Source organism: Arsukibacterium sp. (assembly GCF_033721375.1).
GTDB lineage: Bacteria > Pseudomonadota > Gammaproteobacteria > Enterobacterales > Alteromonadaceae > Alishewanella.
Genome location: NZ_JAWWAP010000007.1, coordinates 214793 through 240741, shown reverse-complemented (window position 1 = coordinate 240741; position 25949 = coordinate 214793). Strand labels below are relative to the sequence as shown.

24 protein-coding genes are annotated in these 25949 nt (G+C 47.8%); 23 read left to right on the top strand and 1 reads right to left on the bottom strand.

The features are described 5' to 3' along the window. Window positions 1-7: 7 nt before the first annotated feature. The 8 genes from R3187_RS12780 to tviB (R3187_RS12745) all read left to right on the top strand — a co-directional run bounded on the left by R3187_RS12780 (window position 8) and on the right by tviB (R3187_RS12745) (window position 8798). Window positions 8-1987: a heme lyase CcmF/NrfE family subunit gene (locus R3187_RS12780; RefSeq protein ID WP_318967443.1), complete on the top strand. Its 1980-nt coding sequence runs from the start codon at window positions 8-10 to the stop codon at window positions 1985-1987. Next, window positions 1980-2570: a redoxin family protein gene (locus tag R3187_RS12775; protein WP_318967442.1), complete on the top strand. Its 591-nt coding sequence runs from the start codon at window positions 1980-1982 to the stop codon at window positions 2568-2570. The genes R3187_RS12780 and R3187_RS12775 overlap by 8 nt, the downstream gene beginning before the upstream one ends. Continuing rightward, window positions 2567-3076 carry a cytochrome c-type biogenesis protein gene (locus R3187_RS12770; RefSeq protein WP_318967441.1) on the top strand — a complete coding sequence of 170 codons (510 nt, stop codon included), beginning with the start codon at window positions 2567-2569 and terminating at the stop codon, window positions 3074-3076. Before R3187_RS12775 ends, R3187_RS12770 begins: the two co-directional genes overlap by 4 nt. After that, window positions 3073-4278, top strand: coding sequence for a c-type cytochrome biogenesis protein CcmI (ccmI, locus tag R3187_RS12765; RefSeq protein ID WP_318967440.1), 1206 nt, complete (start codon window positions 3073-3075; stop codon window positions 4276-4278). Before R3187_RS12770 ends, ccmI begins: the two co-directional genes overlap by 4 nt. A gap of 1 nt (window position 4279) precedes the next feature. Next, window positions 4280-5143 (top strand): VacJ family lipoprotein, encoded by an 864-nt coding sequence (locus R3187_RS12760; RefSeq protein ID WP_318967439.1) that lies wholly within the window; start codon window positions 4280-4282, stop codon window positions 5141-5143. An 88-nt stretch (window positions 5144-5231) separates the two neighbouring features. Beyond that, on the top strand, window positions 5232-6374 hold the full coding sequence (gene wecB, locus R3187_RS12755; protein WP_318967438.1) for a non-hydrolyzing UDP-N-acetylglucosamine 2-epimerase: 1143 nt from the start codon (window positions 5232-5234) through the stop codon (window positions 6372-6374). 104 nt (window positions 6375-6478) lie between these two features. Further along, window positions 6479-7504, top strand: a complete 1026-nt coding sequence (locus tag R3187_RS12750) for an SDR family oxidoreductase (RefSeq protein ID WP_318967437.1) — start codon at window positions 6479-6481, stop codon at window positions 7502-7504. A 16-nt stretch (window positions 7505-7520) separates the two neighbouring features. Then, complete coding sequence (tviB, locus tag R3187_RS12745) at window positions 7521-8798, top strand: Vi polysaccharide biosynthesis UDP-N-acetylglucosamine C-6 dehydrogenase TviB (RefSeq protein ID WP_318967436.1); 1278 nt, start codon at window positions 7521-7523, stop codon at window positions 8796-8798. Window positions 8799-8827: 29 nt separating this feature from the next. Here tviB (R3187_RS12745) and R3187_RS12740 read toward each other — a convergent pair whose 3' ends face one another. Beyond that, window positions 8828-9487, bottom strand: a complete 660-nt coding sequence (locus R3187_RS12740) for a transposase (RefSeq protein ID WP_318967501.1) — start codon at window positions 9485-9487, stop codon at window positions 8828-8830. Window positions 9488-9682: 195 nt separating this feature from the next. Here R3187_RS12740 and rfbA (R3187_RS12735) point away from each other — a divergent pair, with 195 nt between their 5' ends. From rfbA (R3187_RS12735) to R3187_RS12665, 15 genes are all read left to right on the top strand, one after another. Then, window positions 9683-10579, top strand: a complete 897-nt coding sequence (gene rfbA / locus R3187_RS12735) for a glucose-1-phosphate thymidylyltransferase RfbA (protein WP_318967435.1) — start codon at window positions 9683-9685, stop codon at window positions 10577-10579. A gap of 21 nt (window positions 10580-10600) precedes the next feature. Next, window positions 10601-11176 (top strand): dTDP-4-dehydrorhamnose 3,5-epimerase, encoded by a 576-nt coding sequence (gene rfbC, locus R3187_RS12730; RefSeq protein WP_318967434.1) that lies wholly within the window; start codon window positions 10601-10603, stop codon window positions 11174-11176. Then, complete coding sequence (gene rfbD / locus R3187_RS12725) at window positions 11169-12059, top strand: dTDP-4-dehydrorhamnose reductase (protein WP_318967433.1); 891 nt, start codon at window positions 11169-11171, stop codon at window positions 12057-12059. Before rfbC ends, rfbD begins: the two co-directional genes overlap by 8 nt. Window positions 12060-12094: 35 nt before the next feature. Further along, window positions 12095-13123 carry a dTDP-glucose 4,6-dehydratase gene (gene rfbB, locus R3187_RS12720; protein ID WP_318967432.1) on the top strand — a complete coding sequence of 343 codons (1029 nt, stop codon included), beginning with the start codon at window positions 12095-12097 and terminating at the stop codon, window positions 13121-13123. Window positions 13124-13185: 62 nt separating this feature from the next. Beyond that, window positions 13186-14541 carry a capsule assembly Wzi family protein gene (locus R3187_RS12715; RefSeq protein WP_318967431.1) on the top strand — a complete coding sequence of 452 codons (1356 nt, stop codon included), beginning with the start codon at window positions 13186-13188 and terminating at the stop codon, window positions 14539-14541. A 31-nt stretch (window positions 14542-14572) separates the two neighbouring features. Next, window positions 14573-15091, top strand: a complete 519-nt coding sequence (gene rfaH / locus R3187_RS12710) for a transcription/translation regulatory transformer protein RfaH (RefSeq protein ID WP_318967430.1) — start codon at window positions 14573-14575, stop codon at window positions 15089-15091. 206 nt (window positions 15092-15297) lie between these two features. Beyond that, window positions 15298-17955 carry an SLBB domain-containing protein gene (locus tag R3187_RS12705; RefSeq protein WP_318967429.1) on the top strand — a complete coding sequence of 886 codons (2658 nt, stop codon included), beginning with the start codon at window positions 15298-15300 and terminating at the stop codon, window positions 17953-17955. Between the two features lie 8 nt (window positions 17956-17963). Continuing rightward, window positions 17964-18890: a Wzz/FepE/Etk N-terminal domain-containing protein gene (locus R3187_RS12700; RefSeq protein WP_318967428.1), complete on the top strand. Its 927-nt coding sequence runs from the start codon at window positions 17964-17966 to the stop codon at window positions 18888-18890. Window positions 18891-18893: 3 nt separating this feature from the next. After that, window positions 18894-20015 (top strand): non-hydrolyzing UDP-N-acetylglucosamine 2-epimerase, encoded by a 1122-nt coding sequence (wecB, locus tag R3187_RS12695; RefSeq protein WP_318967427.1) that lies wholly within the window; start codon window positions 18894-18896, stop codon window positions 20013-20015. Window positions 20016-20018: 3 nt separating this feature from the next. After that, entirely contained in the window at window positions 20019-21278 is a 1260-nt protein-coding gene (wecC, locus tag R3187_RS12690; RefSeq protein WP_318967426.1) for a UDP-N-acetyl-D-mannosamine dehydrogenase, read from the top strand. Next, complete coding sequence (tviB, locus tag R3187_RS12685) at window positions 21275-22552, top strand: Vi polysaccharide biosynthesis UDP-N-acetylglucosamine C-6 dehydrogenase TviB (protein WP_318967425.1); 1278 nt, start codon at window positions 21275-21277, stop codon at window positions 22550-22552. The genes wecC and tviB (R3187_RS12685) overlap by 4 nt, the downstream gene beginning before the upstream one ends. Before the next feature lie 12 nt (window positions 22553-22564). Beyond that, window positions 22565-23587, top strand: a complete 1023-nt coding sequence (locus R3187_RS12680; RefSeq protein WP_318967424.1) for an NAD-dependent epimerase/dehydratase family protein — start codon at window positions 22565-22567, stop codon at window positions 23585-23587. Between the two features lies 1 nt (window position 23588). Further along, window positions 23589-24659: a dTDP-glucose 4,6-dehydratase gene (rfbB, locus tag R3187_RS12675; RefSeq protein WP_318967423.1), complete on the top strand. Its 1071-nt coding sequence runs from the start codon at window positions 23589-23591 to the stop codon at window positions 24657-24659. Between the two features lies 1 nt (window position 24660). Further along, window positions 24661-25542, top strand: a complete 882-nt coding sequence (rfbA, locus tag R3187_RS12670; RefSeq protein WP_318967422.1) for a glucose-1-phosphate thymidylyltransferase RfbA — start codon at window positions 24661-24663, stop codon at window positions 25540-25542. Then, window positions 25539-25949, top strand: a complete 411-nt coding sequence (locus tag R3187_RS12665; protein ID WP_318967421.1) for an FdtA/QdtA family cupin domain-containing protein — start codon at window positions 25539-25541, stop codon at window positions 25947-25949. Before rfbA (R3187_RS12670) ends, R3187_RS12665 begins: the two co-directional genes overlap by 4 nt.

The following is a 25949-nucleotide window of genomic DNA, read 5'->3' as shown; positions in this document are numbered from 1 at the left end:
CAAGGCGATGATAGCTGAATATGGCCAGCTGGCTTTGACCTTTGCCCTGGCGCTGGCGGTGTTGCTGGCGGCAGTGCCGTTATATGGCAGTTTCAGTGGCAATCAGCGGGCTTTATTGCAGGCTAAACCCCTGGCAATCGGCCTTTTTGTATTTTGCCTGCTCGCAAAACTGGCGCTGGTGCATGCGTTTTTAACCAGCGACTTTACTGTTATTAATGTCGCGACTAACTCCAGTTCAATTTTACCCTGGTATTATCAGATAACCGCCAGCTTTGGGTCGCACGAAGGTTCGATGCTGTTGTGGATATTAATGCTCGCGGGCTGGACCGCACTGGTTGCCATATTCTCCAAAGGCTTACCGCTGTTAATGCAGGGCCGGATCCTGGGCGTACTGGGGCTGATTAATATTGGCTTTATTGCTTTTTCGCTGTTTATGTCTAACCCCTTTGCCCGCAGCCTGCCGTTTTATCCGGTAGAGGGCATGGATCTGAATCCGCTGTTGCAGGATTTTGGCATGATCATCCACCCGCCGCTGCTGTATATGGGGTATGTCGGTTTTGCCGTGTCGTTTGCTTTTGCCATTGCCGCGTTAATTGGTGGCAAATTTGACAGCACCTGGGCGCGCTGGGCCCGGCCCTGGACCCTGGCAGCCTGGCTATTTTTAACCCTCGGTATAATGTTTGGCAGCTGGTGGGCTTATCATGAGCTGGGCTGGGGCGGCTGGTGGTTCTGGGATCCGGTGGAAAACGCCTCTTTCCTGCCGTGGTTGGTTGGTACCGCTCTTATTCATAGCCTGGCGGTTACAGAGAAGCGCGGTACCTTTAAATCCTGGACGGTGCTGTTGGCACTGGCGGCTTTTTCGTTAAGTCTGGTCGGTGCTTTTTTAGTCCGCTCCGGGGTGTTGGTGTCGGTCCATTCGTTCGCGGCAGATCCTGATCGTGGCATCTTTTTGCTGGTGTTTCTGCTAGTGGTCATCGGCGGCTCGCTGGCGCTGTATGCCAGCCGGATGAATTCAGTGCGCAGCCAGGCCCGCTATCAGTTGTTCTCCCGCGAAGTGATGTTGTGGGGCAATAATGTATTTTTATTAACCGCCACCCTGGTGGTGTTTTTAGGCACCTTATTCCCGCTGTTTCATAAAGAGCTGGGGCTTGGTACCATTTCGATTGGCGAGCCGTTTTTCAACCAGATGTTTTACTACCTGACTATTCCGTTTGCGCTGCTGCTGGGCCTGGGGCCTTGGGTGCGCTGGAAACAGCAACCGGTAAAACCCTTGCTGGGCCCGCTCAGTTTAGTCGCTGTCGCCAGTCTGGTACTGGCGCTGGGTACGCTGGCGGCAATGCAGAGTGTGCAGGCCAATTTGGCGCTGCTCGGCCTGCTGCTTGGCGCCTGGGTAGGGGTATCAGCCTTGTATGAGCTGTATCAGCGGCTGAGTCAGTTTGGCTCGGTAACCAAAGGCGCCTTTAAGCTGCATGCCAGCCATTACGGCATGACCATTGCCCATATTGGTTTTGCCGTGTTAGTGGTTGGGGTGGCAATGACCAAAACCTTCAGTGTCGAGCGCGATGTGCGGATGCAGGTAAACGACAGCATTACCCTGGCAGGTTATCAGTTCACCTTGCTGGAGGTTTATCCGCTCGATGGCGCCAATTATGGTGGCGAAGCAGCAGAAATCGCGGTGCATAACAGTAAGGGGCAATTTATCAGCCAGCTACATGCTGAAAAACGCTTCTACACTATTCAGCGTACCGTGATGACCGAGTCGGCAGTCCACGCCAGGTTAAGCCGCGATTTATATGTGTCACTGGGCGAGACTCTGCCCGGCAATGCCTGGGCGTTGCGCTTATACGTTAAACCTTTTGTCCGCTGGATTTGGCTCGGTGGCCTGTTAATGGCGCTGGGGGCTTTGGTGGCACTGCTGGATAAACGGTACCGGCGCAGCGGCCCTGTGGCGACATCGCTAAATCAGACGGAGGCAGCCAATGCGTAAACTGATGTTTTTTCTGCCGCTGGCGTTATTTCTCGGACTGGCACTGTTTTTACTCAGTGGTCTTTTCTCCAACCCGATGGAGCGGGAGTCTGTCAGCACCGATAAGCCGTTGCCGGCCTTTAATCTGCCCGATTTAATGAACCCGGCAAAGCGGTGGCAGCCGGAACAACTGCGCGGCGAGACCTTTTTACTGAACGTCTGGGGGACCTGGTGCCCTACCTGTAATGCTGAACTCAGCTACATGACAGAACTACGAGAGCAGCAGGGCGTTAAAATTATCGGCCTGTATTATGTGCTACCGGTTGACCCCTTGCTGGGTGAAAGCTTCGATTTAGCCGCCTTACAAGCCGATGTCAGTAACAAATTGCAACAGCGGGGTAATCCTTATCAGTTTAATATTCTGGATTTCGATCGCAGCCTGGCGCTCGATCTAGGGGTAAGTGGTGCGCCTGAAACCTTTATTATTGATAGTCTGGGCATAGTGCGGGCCCACCATATTGGCGACATTAACCCGCAGGTGTGGCGCAATAAACTGGCACCGCTGTATCAGCAATGGCGCCAGCTGGACGGGGGCTCTGAATGAAAGCAGTAGCCATAAAAACAGTCTGCTGGTTGTTTACCTTACTGCTGTTTAGCCTGCCGCTGCAGGCCACTGAGGAGGCGCTGCGCTTTGAAAATGAAACGCAGCGCCAGTTATACCAGGAGCTGACTGCTGAATTACGCTGCCCGCAATGTCAGAACCAGAATATAGCGGATTCCAATGCAGTAGTATCGGTGGATATGCGCCAGAAAACCTACGATATGATTATGCAGGGCAGCAGCCGTGATGACGTGCTGGATTATATGATTAACCGCTATGGTAATTTTGTCCATTATCAGCCGCCTGTTAATCGCTACACCCTGTTACTATGGCTGGCCCCGTTGCTTATGCTGCTGGCTCTGTTTGGCTTGCAACTACAGCGGCGCAGGCAGCAGGCAGTAACGGATGAAGATGAGCACTCAGCTGAACAACAAGCAGAAACAGCGCCGTCAGAACAGCTGGACGCCGAGCTGGATAAACTGATTGAACAATACCGGAGTAAAAAATGATGTTATGGCCATTACTGCTTGCTGCAGTGATAATGCTGGCTCTCAGTGCCATTATTATCAGCTGGCCCCGCAAGGCCAGTTCCGCCAACAATCAGACTCCGCTGCAATTATTTGAAGAGCGGCTGCAATTGCTGGCATTAGCGCGTGACAGTGGCGAGCTGGCAGAGCAGGATTTTGCCGCTGCTGCCGCTGAGTTAAAGCAACAGTTTAATCAGCAACAGCAACAAACAATGCAATACCAGCAGCCCAAGCGGCAAATCTGGTGGCATCTGGGCTTGCTGTTGTTCGTGCTGATCGCGGTGGCGGCAATTTACCGTTTTAACGGCCATTACACTGAACTTGCCGACTGGCAGCAGGCCAGAGCCGACCTGGCAAGTTATGGCGAGCGGGCCTTGCTGGGCCAGGGCGAGCCGTTATCTGAGCATGAAACCCGCTTATTTGCCCTGGCGCTTCGTACCAAACTGGCAGAAGAGGGCGATGACGCCGTTGCCTGGATGCTGCTGGGCCGGATCTGGATGTCACAGGGGCTAATGGAAGATGCCATCGAGGCCTTTGAAAAATCACTTAAGCTTAGCCCGAACCGGATCCCGTTATTGCTTAATTTTGCCCAGGCATTGATTGTGGTAGGTGGCGATGAAAACCTGGCCAGAGCCGGGCGGGCGGTTGCCAGAATATTATTAACCGAGCCGGATAATCTGGATGCCATGTCATTAATGGCGCTGATTGCCCATGAAAAAGGCGATACCGCCGAGGCGATAAAAGCCTGGAGTTTACTGGCTGAACAACTGGAACCGACTGATCCCCGTTATCCGCTGGTGCTAAGCAAGCTTAACGAGCTGGGGGTAGACAGTGCCGGGAGCATTGGCCGGCAAATCCGGGTGCGCTTAACCGTCGCGCCAGAGCTTGCGGCTGAAAATCCGCAAGCCAGTTTGTTTTTGTTTGCCCGCGCGGTCGATGGACCGAAATTGCCACTTGCGGTGCAGCGGATCCCACTCCCCAGTGGCGAAGTGGAATTACTGTTGGATGAGAAAATGGCGATGCAACCAGACTGGAGCCTGAACCGGGCCGACCAGGTGGTGGTTGTGGCGCGAATGTCGCAGGCAGGCACTGTTGAGCAAATGGCCGGCGACCTGCAGGTAGAATCGGATGTCCTTACTTTTAACGATGCAAAAATCAGCGTAACGCTGACTCTGGAACCCTGACATGGCTGTAAATACTTGTAAGCATCGGATGCCGCTGCTCTTTGTACTGACCGTTACCCTGTTCATTGCCGGTTGTGCCGGCAAACCGGCTTCACAATCTCAGCCGGCGCAATCGAACAACGCCACCGTGCAATCGGGCGACGATAATGAATATGTAGAGGCGGCTGAAGCCGCTACCCCTGTGGTGCCGGACTATACGGACCCGCGCGATCCGCTGGAGCAAATAAACCGGCCACTCTGGGATTTTAACTACGATGTCCTCGACAAATATTTGTTACGTCCTGCGACCGTGGGCTATATGACAGTGGTACCAAAGCCGGCCCGCAAAGGCTTAATTAATGCGGTTGATAACCTCAGTGAGCCTGCCAGTTTTATCAACGGTTTACTGCAGGGTAAGCCTGGCCGGGCCGCAGTGAGCGCCGGCCGGTTTCTGGTTAATTCTACCGTTGGTATTTTAGGCTTATTTGATGTTGCGGCAAAAATTGGTCTGGCCGAAGTGGAAGAAGACTTCAGTCAGACCCTGGCAGTTTGGGGAGTAGGTGATGGTGCCTTCTTAATGATCCCGGCCAGAGGGCCCACCACAGTCCGCGGTACGGCCGGTGGCATTGTCGATGGACTATACTTTCCACTCGGGTTGCTAAATACACCACTGACCCTTACCCGCTTTGCTATTGACGCGCTGGACAGTCGCGAACAACTTATGAATGTTGAGCAAATGCTGGAAGACTCGCTTGACCCTTATTCTTTTGTCAAAGAGTCATATTATCAGCGTCAGGAATTTAAAATATACGACGGTAATCCGCCGCAACCTGAAGAAGAAGAGCTGGATGACGAGCTGCTGGACTATCTTGATGAATTCCAATAAATAAAATCACTCTGACCCCTTTTTCTGCACCAGCCGATAAAAAAGGGGTCAGAGTGATTTAAATGGAGTAACAGAATTAAGGATTATTATGATTAAAGTACTCAGCGTATTCGGAACCCGCCCCGAAGCGATAAAAATGGCACCGCTGGTTAATCTGTTAAAAACTGACAGTGAGATTGACAGCCGCGTATGCGTTACCGGCCAGCACCGGGAAATGCTGGATCAGGTGCTCAGTTTATTTCAGATAGAGCCTGAGTATGATCTGGCAATTATGAAATCCGGCCAGGACTTGTTTGATGTTACCACCAGCATTTTATTGAAAATAAAGCCGGTACTGCGCGATTTTAAGCCTGATATTGTGCTGGTGCATGGTGATACCAGTACCACTTTTGCTGCAGCGCTGGCTTGCTACTATGAAAAAATTGCCGTGGGCCATGTTGAGGCCGGGTTACGAACCGGCAATATTTACAGTCCGTGGCCGGAAGAAGCGAATCGCAAACTGACCGGCGCTATTACTCGCTTGCATTTTGCCCCCACCGACACTTCGGCGGCAAATTTACTGGCTGAAAATGTGGCCGCCGCCAGCATAGTCGTTACCGGCAATACTGTCATTGATGCGTTGCTGCAGGTTGTCAGTAAAATTGGTCAGGACGACAAGCTTAGTAATGCGTTTGCCCAACAGTTTCCGTATGGCCAGCATGGCCGGCGTTTAATTCTGGTTACCGGCCACCGGCGCGAAAGCTTTGGTGACGGCTTTGAGCAAATTTGTGCCGCCCTGGCAGATCTCGCCAAAGCGTTTCCTGATTGTGATATTGTTTATCCGGTTCATTTAAACCCGAATGTCCGCGAGCCAGTGTATCGGTTGCTCAGCGATGTTACAAACGTGCATTTAATACCGCCTCAGGATTATCTGCCATTCGTTTATTTAATGAGTAACGCCACTATCGTGTTAACTGATTCGGGTGGCATTCAGGAAGAAGCACCGTCACTGGGTAAGCCTGTGCTGGTTATGCGCGACACCACAGAGCGACCGGAAGCTGTCAGTGCCGGTACGGTGAAGCTGGTCGGGACTAACCGCCAGAAAATTGTCGAGCAGGTCAGCCGGCTATTAACCGACAGTGAATACTATCAGACCATGAGCTTTGCCCATAACCCGTATGGTGATGGTAAAGCCTGCGAACGCATTGTTACTGCAATTAAACAGCAGCTAGCAGCAGGCGATAATGAATAAACAGATGTTTAAATCGATTTGTTGGCCATGTTATGCTGCACCCGGTGAACACGTCGACCAGCATGTTAGCCAAAATGTTAGCGTAGCAATAAGGATTAGCAGACATGGATTTTAGTCAGATTATCAGCAGTTTAACCAGTGGTGCCGGGCCACGCCGCTGGCTTATAACGGGCTGCGCCGGTTTTATCGGTTCTAATTTACTGCAGGCATTACTGGCCGCTGAGCAGCAGGTTACCGGCCTGGATAACTTTGCCACCGGCCATCAACGCAATTTAGATGAAGTACAAAACCTGGTAAGTCCGGAGCAGTGGCAACGCTTCAATTTTATTGAAGGCGATATTCGCAATCCTGAACATTGCGCTCAGGCAGTAGCCGGTGCGGATTATGTATTGCATCAGGCTGCACTTGGTTCAGTACCGCGTTCGCTGGCCGATCCGGTGACGACCAATGACGTCAATATCAGTGGTTTTCTGAATATGCTGCTGGCCGCCCGCAATGCCGGGGTCAAACGCTTTGTTTACGCGGCATCCAGTTCAACCTATGGCGATCACCCGGCGCTACCCAAGGTGGAAGCCAATATTGGCAAGCCACTATCCCCATATGCCATCACTAAATATGTCAACGAGCTATACGCAGATGTGTTCAGTCGCAGCTATGGCTTTCACAGTATTGGTCTGCGCTACTTTAATGTGTTTGGACCAAGACAAGACCCAAACGGTGCCTATGCGGCCGTGATCCCAAAATGGACTGCAGCAATGATTGCCGGCGACAAGGTGGTGATTAACGGTGACGGTGAAACCAGCCGCGATTTTTGTTTTGTTGATAACGCCGTCCAGGCTAATCTGCGTGCAGCACTGGCAGAGATTGAACAAAGTGAAGTGTTTAATGTGGCGGTAGGCGACAGAACCACCCTGAACCAGCTGTTCAGAGCTATTCAGAGCGCGCTGGCCAGCAATGGTATTGCCTACCCGCATGCGCCGGAATATGCTGATTTCCGGCCGGGCGATGTCCGGCACTCCCAGGCCGACGTCAGTAAAGCGCGGCTTATGCTTGGCTATTTGCCCAGCCACACCATTAATGAAGGTATCGCAGTAGCGATGCCCTGGTATATTGCCCAGCCAGCCAAATAATGGCAAAAGGAATGATATGACAGCTTTAACAGATGCAAAACTGGCCATTATCGGCCTTGGCTACGTCGGCCTGCCACTTGCCGTGGAATTTGGTAAGCATTATCAGACGCTCGGCTTTGATATTAATCAGGCCCGGGTAGCGGAATTAAAAAAGGGCACTGATCATACGCTGGAAGTCAGTAGCGAAGAGCTGGCCAGCGCGTCTAAACTGCAGTTCAGCCATCAGCTGGATGATTTAAAAAGTGCCAATATTTATATTGTTACGGTACCCACACCTATCGACGAGCACCGCCGGCCGGATTTAACGCCATTAATTAAAGCCTCCGAAACCCTCGGTAAAGTGATTAAGCCAGGCGACATTGTTATCTACGAATCAACGGTTTATCCCGGCGCGACCGAAGAAGACTGTATTCCGGTGATCGAGCGGGTAAGCGGCCTTAAATATAATATCGATTTTTATGCCGGTTACAGCCCGGAGCGGATAAACCCGGGTGATAAAGAGCACCGGGTTACCACCATTAAAAAAGTCACCTCAGGTTCAACACCGGCTATCGCAGCCACAGTCGATGCGTTATATGCCAGTATTATTACTGCCGGTACTTATCAGGCCAGCAGCATCCGGGTGGCTGAGGCCGCTAAGGTGATTGAAAACACCCAGCGGGATTTAAATATCGCGCTGATAAACGAGCTGGCCGTTATTTTTAATAAACTGGGTATCGATACCGAAGAAGTATTGCTGGCCGCCGGCACCAAGTGGAACTTCCTGCCATTCAGGCCGGGTTTAGTGGGGGGGCATTGCATCGGAGTTGATCCGTACTATCTAACCCATAAAGCCCAATCGATAGGTTATCATCCGGAAGTTATTCTGGCCGGCCGGCGCATAAACGACAGTATGGGCCGCTATGTCGTCAGCGAACTGGTCAAAGCCATGGTCAAAAAACGAATTCATGTCGCTGGCGCAAAAGTATTGCTAATGGGGCTGACCTTTAAAGAAAACTGCCCGGATATCCGCAATACCAAAGTGATTGATATTGTCAGCGAATTAAAAGAATACGGTGTTACCGCCGATGTATACGACCCCTGGGTTGATAGTAAAGAAGCCGAGCACGAATACGGCATTACGCCGATTAACTCCCCTGAAAATGGCAGTTACGATGCCGTTATCCTGGCTGTGGCGCACAAACAGTTCCGCGAGATGGGCGCTCAGGGCATCAAAGCCCTGACTAAACCTGAGCATATTATTTACGATCTTAAATACCTGCTACCAGCCGGTACTGCAGATTTAAGACTGTAATATAAAAAGGGTCAGAGTGAATAAACTATTCACTCTGACCCTTTTTCTGGCCTGCCTTTATTGCGCCTGCCAAAACGAATGTTGTACTTGTTGGTTATATGCTGCACAAAACTTTCGTTCGCCAGCGGGTAATTATGCTTAATCGCATCGCGGATTTGGGTTAGCTCGTTTTCTGCAAACTGCTGGTCAAATAACGTTCGGTAACTTGTTATCCGTGCATCATCGGTATCGGCCAGATTAAGGTAACATTGGTGCGGGCTGATGATCTTGATTGGTATGCCTCTGGCATTGGCGTGATAACTCGACCAATGATAGTCAGCGGGATCAGTAACCAAATTAGCCCTTACCGGATTAAGTTCGATATAACGCTGACAAGTCAGAAAATACTGGTCGGTATCTACCAGGCTGTCTTTAAAGCGCCCATCCCACAATGTCCCCACCCGTTGATATCGTTTATTAAAATAGTGCACATAGTCACGACCAAGATTCTGCATCAAACTTGAAATAGCTCCATTCTTAGTTGCCGTCATTAGCAAATGAACATGATTGCTCATCAACACAAAAGCATGAAGCCGTACCTGATAGACCACTAAATACCGTTCTAGAATTGATAAATAGCAAGCTCTGTCAGCATCACCCAAAAAGCAATTGCTGCGGTTGTGGCCCCTTTGCACCACATGGTAAGGCATATTGGCTATCAGATATCGCTTCCTGCGTGCCATATTAATATTAGGTTAATTAAAGTTATAAAAATATAGCATTATCTGCTGCCAAAGCAATAAAATGGGTCAGAGTGATTTTGTAAGTTAAGTTAAAATCACTCTGACCCATTTTATTTTGGTAAGATGCGGGCTTTGTTTGAGATTGTCAGATACGGGGCAGGTATGGGTATCGCCAAAGCAGGTAGCGGCGTAAAAGGGATAGTATTGGCAGGTGGAACCGGTAGCCGTTTGCATCCGATAACCCGGGGTGTTTCAAAGCAATTATTGCCAATCTTCGACAAACCGATGATTTACTACCCAATATCAGTGCTGATGCTGGCCGGGATCCGTGACATTCTGATCATTACCACTGCAGAGGATCAAGCCGCTTTTAAGCGCCTGCTGGGCGATGGTAGCGATTCTGGTGTCAGTTTTAGCTACTGCATTCAACCGTCGTCTGATGGAATCGCTCAGGCTTTTATTCTTGCTGAAGATTTTCTCGCTGGCAGCCCTGCTTGTCTGGTACTGGGTGATAATATTTTTATTGGTCATGGCTTCAGCGCTTTGCTGCAGCAGGCGAAAACGGCCGTTAAGCAGAATATGGCGACAATATTTGGTTACCGGGTTAGTAATCCCGAGCGCTACGGCGTAGCCGAGGTAGATAGCTCCGGCAAAGTAGTCTCGATAGCGGAAAAGCCTTCGCAACCGAAAAGTCATTATGCGGTAACCGGACTGTATTTTTATCCTGCTGATGTTGTTGAAAAAGCACGTCTGCTGAAGCCCTCTGCGCGAGGTGAACTTGAAATTACCGACTTAAATCAGCAGTATCTGCAACAACAGCGCCTGGCATTAACCATGCTGGGCCGTGGTTTTGCCTGGCTAGATACCGGTACTCCCGAGAACCTGCAGGCAGCATCAGCCTATATTGAAGTTATCGAAAAGCGCCAGGGCTTAAAAGTAGCATGTTTAGAAGAAATAGCGTATGAGTCAGGTTATATCACCAGAGAAAAGTTAGCGGCGTTGGCTGCAGCAATAGACAATACTCAGTACGGCCAGTATTTGCTGCAGCTGCTTGAATAACAGGAAGCTATAATAATCAGTATGAAGATTAGCAAACTTAGCCTGGATGGAGCACTGTTGCTGGAATATCAACCGCATCGCGACGAGCGCGGCTCATTCTGTGAAATGTACCGGCAACAGCAACTGGATGAAGCTGCTGGCCACTCAGTGCGTTTTATCCAGGACAATGAAGCAGTTTCAAAAATAGGCGTATTACGTGGCCTGCATTATCAGAAACCGCCGTTTGCCCAAAGTAAACTGGTGCGGGTAGTGCAGGGGGCTGTGTTAGATATTATTGTTGATATCCGCCATGGCAGCCCGACTTTCGGTCAGCATCTGGTTACTAAAATGTCTGCAGACAAACCGCAGCAGCTATTCGTCCCCCGCGGCTTTGCTCATGGTTATCTGACACTAAGCCCGCAAGCTTTATTGCAATATAAAGTTGATAATTATTACAGCCCTGCCGATGACTGCGGTATTTACTATGCCGATCCAGCACTGGCCATTGACTGGTTGTTACCGGCTGATCAATTGCTGTTATCAGCGAAAGATCGGCAGCTATCGCTGTTAAGCAATCTTCCGGTGCATTTTAAATATACTGACAACTTATATGACTGACCGGATCCTGGTTCTGGGCGCCTCAGGCCAATTAGGACAAGCATTTCAGGCAGAGGTGACTTTGTTGCCACAACCTGTTCGTCAGCTGTTTTATTTTATCCCGCGCCATAAGCTGGATGTTACCGACAGCGCCGCGCTGAAACGCTGCCTTAAGCAGTATGCCCCGACAATCATTATTAATACCTGTGCTTTTACCGCGGTAGATAAGGCTGAGCAGCAAATAGCACTTGCCTGGCAGTTAAACGAGAAGTTGGTGGCTGAGCTCAGTGACTTCGCCAGAGCCAGCGGCGCAGCATTACTGCAGTTTAGTACCGACTATGTTTTTAACGGTCAGCAAACAAAACCCTATACCGAAACAGACATGCCGGCGCCGCTTAATCAGTATGGTAAAAGCAAACTCGCTGGCGAACAGCTAATGCTCGATATCGCTCCTGCCGGCCTGATTCTGCGTACCAGCTGGCTGTATAGTGAATTTGGCCATAACTTCGTTCGCAGTATTGTTAACCAAATTGGTCAGGGTAACCCTCTGCAAGTGGTTAACGACCAAATCGGCAGCCCAACCTACGCCAGTGAACTGGCAGCGCTTTGTGTTGGGCTGGTAACAGCGGCAGGCTTTGCTGAGCGCTTTGCCAGCACTCAACTGCTGCACTGCGCCGGGCAGGGCCAGGCTAGCTGGTACCAACTGGTACAGGAGATTGTCAGGTTAACAGGCAGCAATATCGCTGTCAGTGCCGTCAGTAGCAAACAATGGCCCGCCCTGGCAAAGCGCCCGGCCTTCAGCGCGCTGTCCAGCGAGGCGCTGACTGAGCAGCTAGGTCTTAGTCTGCCGCCATGGCAAGATAGCCTCGCCTCCTGCCTGCAGAAAATGGGTCTGAGTGAATAAGTTATTACTTAAAAAGGGTCGGAGTGAATAATTAAATGGGTCAGAGTAATTTTAGGATAATGATCACCGGCGGTGCGGGTTTTATTGGCTGTGCGTTGGTTAATTATCTGCTAAAGCATACCGGACATCAGCTGCTGGTGCTGGATAAACTTACTTATGCCGCTAATTTAGCTGCAGTAGAGCGTTTTAATACTGAGCCCCGGGTGAACATGGTACAGGGTGACATTTGTGACGCTTCGTTGCTGCAACAGCTGTTTGCCCGCTTTAAACCTGACGCTGTCATGCACCTGGCCGCCGAGAGCCATGTTGACAATTCCATTAATGCCCCTGCAGACTTTATTCAGACAAATATAATAGGCACCTACACGTTACTTGAAGCTGCGCGCAGTTACTGGCAAACCTTAACCGCCATTGAGCAGCAAGTATTCCGGTTTCATCATGTGTCCACTGATGAAGTGTTTGGTGATTTAGATGAAACAGATAACCTGTTTACCGAAACCACACCTTACGCACCCAGCAGCCCTTATTCAGCCAGCAAGGCCAGCTCAGATCATCTGGTCAGGGCCTGGCATCGCACCTATGGCCTGCCAGTGCTTATCAGCAACTGCAGTAATAACTATGGCCCGGGCCAGCACAGTGAAAAGCTTATCCCTAAAACCATCAGCAGTGCCCTGGCAGGCAAACCTATACCGGTTTATGGCGACGGTCAGCAAATCCGTGACTGGCTGTATGTGGATGACCATGCCGCGGCATTGTATCTGGTGCTTACCAAAGGTGATGTCGGTGAGAGTTACAACATTGGTGGCTTAAACGAGCTCAGTAACCTGACTTTGGTACAGCAAATTTATGATCTGCTGGATGAACTGGCACCTGCCGGCTTCTGCCAGCTGTCAAAAGGCGAGAGTTACCGCCAGTTTATTCAGTTTGTGGCCGACCGGCCCGGACATGACAGACGCTATGCTATTGATTGTACAAAAATCCAAACTAACCTTCGCTGGCAGCCACTTGAAAGCTTAAAAAGTGGCCTGTTAAAAACGGTACAAGCATACTGCTTGTCACGATAACAGCGGTCTGCTACCATCCACGCCGTTTCTAAAGGCTATCATCTTACAGGATGTTTTTTACAATGCGTTTCTCCGGATTTTTTCTGACGCTTGCGTTAAGTGCATCAGCCTTTGTTAGTCAGGCTGCACCCTGGGTAGATACCGATGACAGGTACTTGCGCAGCAGTATAAAGATTCTGGCAGACGGCGGCTATCTGCGTGCGCCTGTTACGACCTATCCGTTAATGTGGCAACCCTTGTTAACGGATTTAGCTAATATCAATACCGCCAGCATGAACAACAGCCAGTTATTTGCTTATTTGCGGGTTATCTCAGCCGCCGATTTTGCCAAACAGCCCGTTATCAAATCTTTCAGTCTGGCAGCAAGCTCAGATCCTGTTGCCAGCAATGGTTTTGGCAAGGCCTATCAACACCAGGCTGAAGTGAATATTGCTACCGATTTTATTGGTGAAAACTGGGCGCTGGGTATCAGTAAAACCTTTGCTGACAGCAATCATTTTGCCAATGGCTTTGCCGCTGACAACAACTGGGATGGTAGCTATGCAGCCTATACCGTAGGCAATTGGGTATTAAGTGCCGCCCAGCAGCAGCTGTGGTGGGGCCCGGGTTACGATAGCAGTGCTAATTTCAGCAACACTGGCCGGCCATTAAAATCATTACAGCTAAGTCGTTTAAACAGCAGCGAGCCATTATTATCAGTGCTGGAACCGCTGGGTGCAGTTAATATCCAGCTGGTGCTGGCCGAGCAACCCGGCAGTGCCTTACTGCGCCACGCTAAAGTGCTGGCTGCCAGAGTTAACTTTAAACCCCATACCCGCTTCGAATTTGCTATCAGTGGCTCACAGTTGCATCGTGTCAACAGCGTTGCACCTTCGCTGGTCACAGTAGCAGGGCATCTTAGCCCTTCTTACCAATTTCCCGATAGCAGAATAAACACCGTTAGCCTTGATGGTCGTTTTACTATCAACAGCAACCTGTCGGCGTACAGTGAAATCAGCTTGAATAACAGCAAATACGGCTGGCTGGCCGGTGCGGAATACCTTATTGCTAACCGCAGCGTCCAGGCTATGCTGGTGGCAGAATATAAAGAAACTGCTGAGGACATGCAGCAGTGGCAAAGCCTGCAACACGATACACCCTATGGTCAGGCTGCTAAGCGTTGGCTGGCCGGGGTAGAGCTGCATTATCGCGATGGCAGCAGTTTTTATGCTAACCTCAGTCACGCCAGCTACAACGAAAATACCGCTTTAGTGGCGGCTATACCGGTTAACAAGCGCAGCCAGCTGGCGGCCGGTTATCAGCTGGAGTTATTTAATGGTTTACTGACTATCGATGGCCAGTTAAGTCGTGACACGCTCAGAGCAGCTGAAGCTGACTTTAGCCAGGGTATCGGCGTGCGCTGGGAGCGTCGCTGGTAAAATGGGGGCTGGTAACAGGGCTTTGGGTAACATGGATAAAAACAGCTGGTACTTACTTTACTGCAAGCCGCGGCAAGAGCAGCGAGCCCAGCAGCATCTGGCGAATCAGGGTTTTCACAGTTTTTTACCACTGCTCACTGTCAACAAACTAAAAGCCGGCAAGCAGGTAAAAGTAACCGAGCCAATGTTTCCACGCTATTTATTTTTACAAATCAGTAGTGAACAGCTTAACCTCAGCACTATCCGCAGTACCCGTGGTATTACCGATTTTGTCCGCTTCGGTCAGCAATTGGCGCAAGTGCCGGCGACACTTATTGCCGCGTTAAGCCAGCAGCAACTGGCGCAGCAGCAGCAGGAAGATCAGAACCAGCCGTTTAAACCCGGTGATGAACTTACCGTGCTTAATGGCCCGTTCAGCGGTATTCAGGCAGTGTATCAGCTGGCCGATGGTGATAAGCGCAGTATCGTGTTACTTAACCTGTTGGGGCAGTGGGTAAAAACCACAATGGATAACCAGCAGATAAGCAAAAGCCAGCCAGACAAGAGTTAGTGGCAGTCAATAACTGTTAATAGTGTTCGATTAATGTCGCTTAAAAAGGTAGAATTCCGCAACTTTTTAAGCGTCATCAGACAAGTCGTCGTGTCATCAGCCTTTAGGGTGCTGTAACCTAATGGCGGTAGCGTGTCTGAAGCTAAACCAGTAATAAGCAGCGCCGCTGCTGTTAACGAAATACTTATTAAAAACGGAGTTTCCGGGTGCTTAGATTTGTCCAACTTAGTTTTCTGGCTTTAACCTTAGGGTTAACCACTGCTATGGCTTCCGCTCAGGCGATCTCGCCGGCAATGATAGAGCAGTTTCAAAAACTGCCGCGGGCAGAGCAGGAGCGTTTAGCCAAACAATATGGATACGATTTGCCGAGCATGGCTGGCACAGCCAACCAAGCAAATACCAGTGAGTCTGAGCCGGTTAAACCGTTGGAGCAGCAATTGCGCCAGCCAGACCGTGAAGGGCAGGCTGAACGCAACTCACTCGATCGCAATACAAAACCTGACAATCAATTAGAACGTTTTGGTTTAAAGCTGTTTAACAGTGAGGTCAGTACCTTTGCCCCTGTTACCAATGTACCGGTGCCAGACAGTTACATTTTAGGCCCGGATGACAGCCTGGAGCTGCAGTTGTTTGGTAAAGAGAACACCAGTTATGAATTAACGGTTAATCGTGACGGCAGTATCAGCCTGCCCGAAATTGGCACCGTTAATGTCAGCGGTCTGCGCTTCAATCAGGCGCGCGAGCTGATTGTCGAGCGGGTGCAAAACGCGAAAATCGGTGTCAACGCAACAGTTAGCATGGGCCAGTTGCGTACTATTAATATTATTATCGCCGGTGAAGCAAAGCAGCCCGGTGCTTATGCGGTATCTGCGATGACGACCGTTACTCAGGCCCTGTTTGTGGCCGGCGGTGTGTCCGATATCGGCAGCTTGCGGCACATTAAAGTGAACCGCGGCGGTAAAACCCTGGCAAACGTTGATTTGTATGAATTATTGTTAAAAGGTAATGCCATCACCGATGTTAACCTGCAGCATGGCGATGTGGTATTTGTCGAGCCGGTTAAAGCATTAGTTGAAGTAAAAGGTGAAGTACAGCGTCCTGCAATTTATGAGCTTAAAGGCACTGAAACCCTGGCTGATGTGCTACAAATGGCCGGCGGCAGCAAAGCCGGTGCCTATCCACGCAATGCGGTATTACAACGTTTTAATAAAGACAATATGCGCGATTTATTAAGCCTGAACCTGACCAGTTCAGCTGATGCTGCTACCCCGGCTAAAAATGGGGATGTATTAACTATCGCCGCTACCTCCCCCCGGGTTGAAAACAGCATAACCGTCGCCGGGGCCGTGATCCGCCCCGGTCAGTTTGCCTGGCAGCCGGGGTTAACGGTGGCAGATGTATTACCCACCTTATGGTCTGGTGTCCATATGGTAGCCGATTTAGATTACGCCCTTATTGTCCGGGAGCGCAGTAACGCCGGTGATATCGAGGTTATTCAGTTTAATTTAGGCCAGGCAATAACCGAGCCCGCCAGCGCCAGTAACTTAACCTTGCAGGCGCGCGATATGCTATTAGTGTTTCCGCATGGCGATGGCAGTTATCAGCGTAAGCAACTATTCATCGAGCTGGAAAAACTTACCGTGCAAAGTATCGATGAGCCGGCAGCGCTGGTATTACAAGAAACCGACTTTGGTTTTTTCACCGTCGAACAGGCACATCAAATTGAATATCATCTTAACCGGGTTAAACAGCAGTATATGTTCGACAGCCGCTTGCTGCCTTACACGGCGCACTTAACCCGTACTGAGTTATTGGTGCCTGTTATGACCAAACTGGAGCAACAGGCACGGTATAACTTACAGCCACAAATTGTTAATGTGGCTGGTAACGTTAAGGTAGCTGGCAGCTATCCACTGACTAAAAATGGCAGGGTAAGTGATTTAATTATCGCTGCCGGCGGCCTGGCACAATCGGCGTTTGCTAACCGGGCAGAGCTTACCCGCGCAGAGTATAATGAAACGCTTGGTGCGGTTGAAACAAGTCATATCGCGCTGAATCTCAATGCGGTTTTCTCTGGTGATTACAACCCAACGCTGACCAGTCGCGACACATTAAACGTATTTGAAACGCCAGACTGGAATTTTACCCGCAGCATCAGCTTACGTGGTGAAGTGCGGTTCCCGGGTGTCTATACCATTCAGCAAAACGAAAGCCTGGCCGATGTAATAAAGCGTGCGGGTGGCTTAACAGCTAACGCCTTTAGCCGCGGTGCGGTATTTACCCGGGAAATTATTCAGGAAACAGAAAGCGAGCAAATGGCCAAGCTGATTAGCCAGCTGCGGGCTGATATTGCGGCTAAAGCCCTTACTGCCGATGGGCCAACGTTACCAGTAGCTGATGCCAGCGCTATGCTTAGCGAGTTAGAGCAACAAAAGCCGGTTGGCAGGTTAGTAATTGATTTAGACAGTATAATTGCCGGCAATCCGCATCACAGTATCCGGGTGCAGGATGGCGATATGTTGTCCATTCCTCGCATCAATAATACTGTCGCCATTCTTGGTGAGGTGCAACATCCCAGTAGTCACCGTTTCGACCCGGCAATGTCCCTTAATGATTACTTAAAACTTGCTGGCGGTTTGCGTAAGCGTGCCGACGAAGAGCGTGTCTATGTTATCCGCGCCGATGGCTCAGTGGTTATTCCGCAAAGTAGCTGGTTTGCTGTTTCCAGCACCCGCTTACAACCGGGCGATACCATTATTGCGCCGCTTGATACCGAATATAAAGACAACTTAAGTATGTGGGCCCAGGTTACCCAGATTTTCTATCAGACGGCTGTCGCCATCGCTGCGCTTAATTCGTTTTAAGGGAAGACATGACTGAACAAGTATCTCAACATCAAAAACCTGCCGACGACGAAATCGACCTGCGTGAATTATTCCGGGCTATCTGGCAGGGTAAATGGATAATTATCGCTACTACCTTTGTATTTGCCGTTGCAGCAGTGTTTTACGCCTTAAGCCTGCCGAATATTTATAAAAGCGAAGTTTTGCTGGCGCCGGTGTCAGAAGAGTCGGGTCTTAAAATTCCAGGACAGTTGGGAGGCCTGGCAGCGTTGGCTGGGGTTAACTTAGGCGGAAAAGGTGCTGACAAAACCGCCTTGACTATTGAAATTCTTAAATCGCGGGAATTTATTGGCCGTTTTATTGAAAATCGTAATTTATTTGTGCCAGTAATGGCGGCAGAAGGCTGGATTCGATCAGAAAACAAACTGGTTATTGACCCTGAGCTATACGATGAAAGAACAATGAAATGGGTTAGGTCTGTCCAGGAGCCTTTCAGTGAAAAGCCAAGTGTGCAGGAGACGTATGAAGCATTCATGGCGTTGATCCGAATATCTGAAGATAGCACTACAGGAATGATTAAGTTAAGTATCGAGCACTATTCTCCAGTCTTGGCAAAGCAGTGGATAGATCAGTTAGTAGAAGCAATTAATCACGAAATGCGCGACAGGGAATTGGCTGAAGCACAAAAAAGTATTGACTATTTAACCACTCAGGTTAACCAAACCAATATTGCCGATGTACGCACTATGCTATTTTCATTAATTGAAGAGCAAACTAAAACAGTAATGCTGGCCAATGTGCGGGACGAGTATGCATTTAAAACAATTGACACAGCAGTTGTGCCTGAGAAAAAAGCAAAACCGGCGAGAGCATTAATATTGATACTTGCAGTTATTTTAGGTGGCACATTATCAACTTCAGTTGTCTTGGTGCGTTACTTTGCTCAAAAGAATTAATTAATGAAAGTATTAACTGTATTTGGTACCCGGCCGGAAGCAATAAAGATGGCGCCTTTGGTACATGCCCTGGCAGCTGATAGTCGTTTTGATGCTAAAGTCTGTGTCACTGCGCAACACAGGGAAATGTTAGATCAGGTATTGGCACTATTTGAAATAACGCCGGACTATGATCTGAATATTATGAAAGCTGGTCAAACGCTTACTGATGTTACCACCGGTATTCTTAAAGGCTTACAACCGGTACTGGCTGAGTTTAAGCCAGATGTAGTGCTGGTGCATGGTGACACGGCTACCACACTGGCGGCGTCTTTAGCTGCTTACTATCAGCAAATAAAAGTTGGGCATGTAGAGGCGGGGTTACGCACAGGTAATATCTATAGCCCCTGGCCGGAAGAAGGTAATCGTAAACTTACCGGCGCATTAGCCAGTTTTCATTTTGCCCCAACTGCAACTTCAGAACAAAATTTAATCGCTGAGAATGTAGATGCCAGAAGTATTGGTGTAACTGGTAATACCGTTATCGATGCATTGTTGTTGGTAAAACAAAAAATAGAATTAAATACTGAACTTGCCGCAATGCTAGCAAGCCATTACATATTTTTAGATAGCAGCAAAAAAATGGTACTGGTTACCGGTCACCGGCGGGAGAGTTTTGGTGGCGGATTTGAACGTATTTGTGAAGCTCTGCGGCGAATTGCGGTTAAGTTTCCTGATAGCCAAATTGTTTATCCGGTGCATTTAAACCCTAATGTGCAAGAGCCGGTTAATCGTTTATTGTCGGGATTAAAAAATGTGTTTTTAATCGAGCCGCAAGACTATTTACCCTTTGTTTACCTGATGATGCGCTCGCATATTATTCTCACAGACTCTGGCGGTATTCAGGAAGAAGCCCCCTCTCTGGGCAAGCCAGTGCTGGTGATGCGCGAAACGACAGAGCGGCCAGAAGCGGTTTCAGCAGGCACAGTAAAACTGGTAGGTACCGATGTGGATAAAATTGTTTCTGAAGTCAGTATTCTGCTTACCAATACTGCAGCTTATGAAAGCATGAGCCGTGCCCATAACCCTTATGGTGACGGCAAGGCCTGCCAACGAATTCTCAATACGCTTTATCAAGGTAATTAATTAATGAAATTTTCTTCTTTGTCCGTGATTGGCCTGGGTTATATAGGATTGCCAACTGCGGCAGTATTTGCCTCTCGTAAAATAAAAGTTATCGGTGTTGACGTTAATCAAAAAGCAGTTGATACCATTAATCAGGGTAAAATTCATATTGTCGAGCCTGATCTCGATATAGTTGTTCATGCGGCCGTTACCGAAGGCTATTTAAAGGCAACTACCAAACCAGAAGCTGCTGATGCCTTTATCGTTGCAGTGCCAACGCCGTTTAAAGGCGATAACCACGAGCCTGATTTAAGCTATATTGAGGCAGCCACCAATGCCATCGCGCCAGTACTTACCAAGGGTAACCTGGTTATACTTGAATCAACATCGCCTGTGGGTGCTACCGAGCAAATGGCGGCCTGGTTAGCGGCTGCAAGGCCTGACTTAACCTTTCCACAAACTCATGGTGAAGATTCTGATATCCGGGTTGCCCATTGCCCTGAACGTGTATTACCAGGCCATGTTATGCGTGAGCTTATTGAGAACGATCGGGTAATAGGCGGTATGACGCCGAAGTGTTCAGCGGCTTCCGTTGCGTTATATAAAACCTTTGTGCAAGGTGAATGTGTAGTTACCAATGCCCGCACCGCAGAAATGGCTAAGCTTACCGAAAACAGCTTTCGCGATGTTAATATTGCCTTTGCCAATGAGTTATCGATGATCTGCGATGAGCTCGATATCAATGTATGGGAGCTGATAAAGCTAGCAAATCGCCACCCGCGGGTCAATATTCTGCAGCCGGGCCCTGGTGTAGGCGGCCACTGTATCGCAGTGGACCCCTGGTTTATTGTCAGCAAAACACCAGAGCAGGCCAGGCTTATCCGCACAGCGCGAGAAGTAAATGACAGCAAGCCAGAGTGGGTAATCGACAAAGTTAAACTGGCGGTTTTCGATTTTCTGCAGGACAATGCCGATAAAACTGCAAAAGACGTGACTATTGCCTGCTACGGTTTGGCATTTAAACCTGATATTGACGACTTGCGTGAAAGCCCTGCTATGGCAATTGCGCAGCAGCTAATTGCACTTCATAGCGGCCCAATGTTGTTAGTAGAGCCCAATATTGAAACGCTACCTGCAAAATTATCCATACAGACTCTTTCGAGCGCAGCGCATGCCTTTGCTGAAGCAGATATTCATGTTTTATTGGTTGACCATAAGCAGTTTAAGGTAAAAGGCCCGAACAAAGGTTATGTGGTAGACACAAAAGGAATATGGAATCAATGAAGCATTTATCGCAAGTAGATATCGCCATTGTTGGCCTTGGTTATGTTGGTTTACCGTTGGCGGTTGAGTTTGGCAAGCATTACCCAACCCTGGGTTTTGATATTAACCAGGAACGTATCAATGAGCTTAGCTTGGGTGAAGACCATACACTGGAAGTGAGCAGTGAAGAGCTGGCTTCAACTGATAAACTGAGTTTCAGCAGTGATATTGCAGATTTACGCCGTGCTAATGTATTTATTGTGACGGTACCAACACCTATTGATGAGCATCGCCAGCCAGACTTAACTCCTTTAATTAAAGCCTCTGAAACCCTCGGTGGGGTAATTAAAGCCGGCGATATTGTAATTTACGAGTCAACTGTATACCCGGGTGCAACAGAGGAAGACTGTATTCCGGTTATCGAACGTGTCTCCGGGCTTAAATACAATATTGATTTTTTTGCGGGTTACAGCCCTGAGCGAATTAATCCGGGTGATAAAGAGCATCGCGTGACGACTATCAAAAAAGTAACGTCAGGATCGAATGCTGAAGTTGCCGAATTTGTTGATAGCCTTTATCGCAGCATTATTACTGCTGGCACTTTTAAAGCAAGCTCTATAAAAGTGGCCGAGGCGGCTAAGGTAATAGAAAACACTCAGCGTGATCTAAATATTGCCCTGATTAACGAACTGGCATTAATTTTTAATAAATTAGGCATCGATACCGAAGAGGTATTGTTAGCCGCGGGTACTAAGTGGAACTTCTTGCCATTTAGGCCGGGGTTAGTTGGCGGTCATTGCATTGGTGTTGATCCTTACTATTTAACTCACAAGGCGCAGTCAGTTGGTTATCACCCCGAAGTGATACTGGCTGGGCGACGAATTAACGATAGCATGGGGCGCTATGTTGTTAGTGAACTGGTAAAAACGATGATTAAACGGCGCATTCACGTCTCAGGTGCGAAAGTACTGGTGATGGGCCTAACTTTTAAAGAGAACTGCCCGGATATACGCAACACCAAGGTGGTGGATATACTGGCAGAGTTAAAGGAATATGGTGTAGAAGCTGACGTATTTGACCCCTGGGTAAGTGCGGACGAAGCCCAACATGAATATAATATTGCAGTGCAGAGTACACCGCAGCAGGGCATATACGATGCTGTAATTCTGGCCGTGGGTCATAAAGAGTTTCGCGAAATGGGCGCTTCAGGCATCCGTGCGCTGACTAAGCCTGACAGCGTACTTTATGATTTAAAGTATGTATTGCCCGCAGAGTCAGTAGATATGCGTCTTTAAAGGTTATTAGGTATGCAGTATGAAAAAATTAAACAGCAATTAATTTCAGACCCTAAAGTTTGGCTTGTTACCGGTGTTGCAGGTTTTATAGGCTCAAATCTACTGGAAACGTTGTTGCTGTTAAATCAGACCGTGGTTGGATTGGATAACTTTGCAACAGGTCATCAGCATAATTTAGACGAAGTGAAAAGTTTGGTTAGTGACAAGCAATGGTCTCGGTTTAGTTTTATTCTAGGCGATATTCGGAATTTAGAAGACTGCCAGCTAGCGTCAGCAGGTGTTGATTATATATTGCATCAGGCTGCATTGGGTTCAGTACCCCGTTCAATTGCTGATCCAATTAATACAAATTCTGTTAATACCACCGGTTTTCTAAATATGCTAGTGGCCGCTCGTGACGCTAAAGTTAAAAGCTTTACCTATGCAGCGAGTAGTTCAACTTATGGTGACCACCCGGCCTTACCAAAGATAGAAGAAAATATTGGTAATCCATTATCACCCTATGCAGTGACTAAATATGTAAATGAGCTTTATGCTAGTGTTTTTGCGCGCAGCTACGAATTTAAATCAATTGGCTTACGGTATTTTAATGTATTTGGTAAACGGCAAGATCCAAAAGGAGCATATGCTGCGGTTATCCCAAAATGGACTGCAGCGATGATAAAAGGTGAGAATGTATTTATTAATGGTGACGGTGAAACCAGCCGGGATTTTTGCTTTATAGAAAACACAGTGCAGGCTAATATTCTGGCGGCAACAGCGACTGACGAAGCTAAAGATCAAGTTTATAATGTCGCAGTCGGGGGTAGAACCACCCTCAATGATTTATTTAGCGCAATAAAAATTGCCCTTGCTTCAAACGATATTAACGTCGAACAAGCACCGGTATATCGTGAGTTTCGTTCAGGTGATGTACGTCATTCTCAGGCAGATGTTAGCAAAGCAGAACGTTTGCTCGGTTATGCTCCTACCTATGTGATAAAAAAGGGTATTGCTGCCGCGATGCCTTGGTACATAAAATTTATGAGTAATTAAGATGAAAATACTGGTTACTGGTGGTGCAGGCTTTATCGGCTCCGCGGTTGTGAGACATATTATTGAGAACACATCAAACAGTTTAATTAATGTTGATAAGCTGACTTATGCCGGCAACATAAACTCGGTAGCTGCTGTTGCTAATAACGAGCGCTATATATTCGAACAAGCTGATATTTGTGATGCACAGTCAATGAAAGCGCTATTTGCAAAGCATGAGCCCGATGTAGTAATGCATTTAGCGGCGGAAAGTCATGTTGATCGCTCGATTGATGGTCCGGCAGCTTTTATAGAAACCAATATTGTTGGTACTTACACTTTGCTTGAAGCAGCACGTAATTATTGGAAAGATTTACCAGAAGAGCGTAAAAAGGCGTTTCGTTTTCATCATATTTCTACAGATGAAGTGTATGGCGACCTTCATGGTACAGATGATTTATTTAACGAAACTACTCCTTATTCGCCAAGCAGCCCTTATTCTGCCAGTAAGGCCAGTTCAGATCATTTAGTGCGCGCCTGGCATCGTACTTACGGTTTACCGGTTATAGTCACCAATTGCTCTAACAATTATGGACCTTATCATTTTCCTGAAAAGCTTATACCTATAATTATCTTGAATGCATTGTCAGGTAAGCCTTTGCCTGTTTATGGCAAGGGTGACCAGATACGTGATTGGTTGTATGTAGAGGACCATGCCAGAGCCTTATACAAAGTAGTAACCGAAGGTATTGTTGGCGAAACCTATAACATAGGTGGCCACAACGAAAAACAAAATATCGATGTAGTTAAAACTATCTGTACTATTTTGGAACAGCTGGCGCCAATTAAAAACTCATCACTTAACATTCCAAATTACGAGAGTTTAATCACTTTTGTGAAAGACCGTCCGGGCCATGACCTGCGCTACGCCATTGACGCCAGTAAAATTGAGCGTGAACTGGGCTGGACACCAGCAGAAACTTTTGAGAGTGGTCTACGGAAAACAGTACAGTGGTATTTAGAACATAAAGAGTGGTGGCAGGCAGTACTGGACGGCAGTTATCAATTAGAGCGGCTAGGACAGGGAGCTTAAAATGAAAGGAATAATTCTCGCTGGTGGATCAGGCACTCGTTTATATCCCATTACCATGGGAGTATCGAAGCAACTTTTACCCATCTATGATAAACCAATGATTTACTACCCGCTTTCGGTACTAATGCTTGCAGGGATTCGTGATATTTTAATTATAACAACTCCAGAAGATCAGGCGGCCTTTCAACGTCTATTAAAAGATGGTTCTCAGTTTGGTATCAATCTAAATTATGCAGTTCAACCAAGTCCTGAGGGCTTAGCCCAAGCTTTCATAATAGGTGAGGATTTTATTGGTAGTGATGATGTTTGCTTAGTTTTAGGTGACAACATTTATTATGGGCAAGGTTTTACTCCAAAACTAAATGAGGCGGTTAACAAAGCTAAAGAAGGAAAAGGAGCAACGGTTTTTGGCTATCAGGTAAAAGATCCAGAACGTTTTGGGGTAGTAGATTTTGATGACGATATGAAAGCCATCTCTATTGAAGAAAAACCAAAAAATCCAAAATCACATTACGCGGTAACGGGGCTGTATTTCTATGATAACCGTGTTATTGATATCGCTAAACAAGTCAAGCCAAGTCAGCGTGGAGAGTTAGAGATTACTTGCATAAATAATGCATACCTAACATTAAATGAGCTGAATGTTGAACTTCTTGGTCGCGGTTTTGCTTGGTTGGATACTGGTACTCACGAGAGTTTATTGGAAGCAGCTCAATTTGTAGAGACTCTTGAGAAACGGCAAGGTTATAAAGTAGCATGCTTAGAAGAAATCGCTTTTAACCGGCAATGGCTTAGCAAAGAACAGTTATTAAAAACTGGAAAATCGATGAGCAAAAATAGTTATGGCCGTTACTTAGTAGAAGTCGCAAAGGGTAAGTTATGAGTCTTGTCGAATTAATAGATTTACCCTCTCTAGGCGACGAACGTGGTTCATTAGTCGCTATTGAATCATTAATTAATATTCCTTTCGAAGTAAAAAGGGTGTATTACATTTTTGGTACTAATAAAGGGACTTCTAGAGGATTCCATGCTCATAAAAATTTACAGCAACTGGCAGTTTGTGTTGCAGGAAAATGTCGATTTCTTTTAGACGATGGGAAAACTAAAGAGTCAGTTTGGTTAGATTCACCTAAAAAAGGCTTGATCATAGGTAATAATGTCTGGCGTGAAATGCACGACTTTAGTGATGATTGCGTCCTTCTTGTGTTAGCAAGTGCAATATATGACGAGAGAGATTATATTAGAGACTTTAAAGAATTCCTAAAAATTGTTAATGAGTCGGGAAGATAG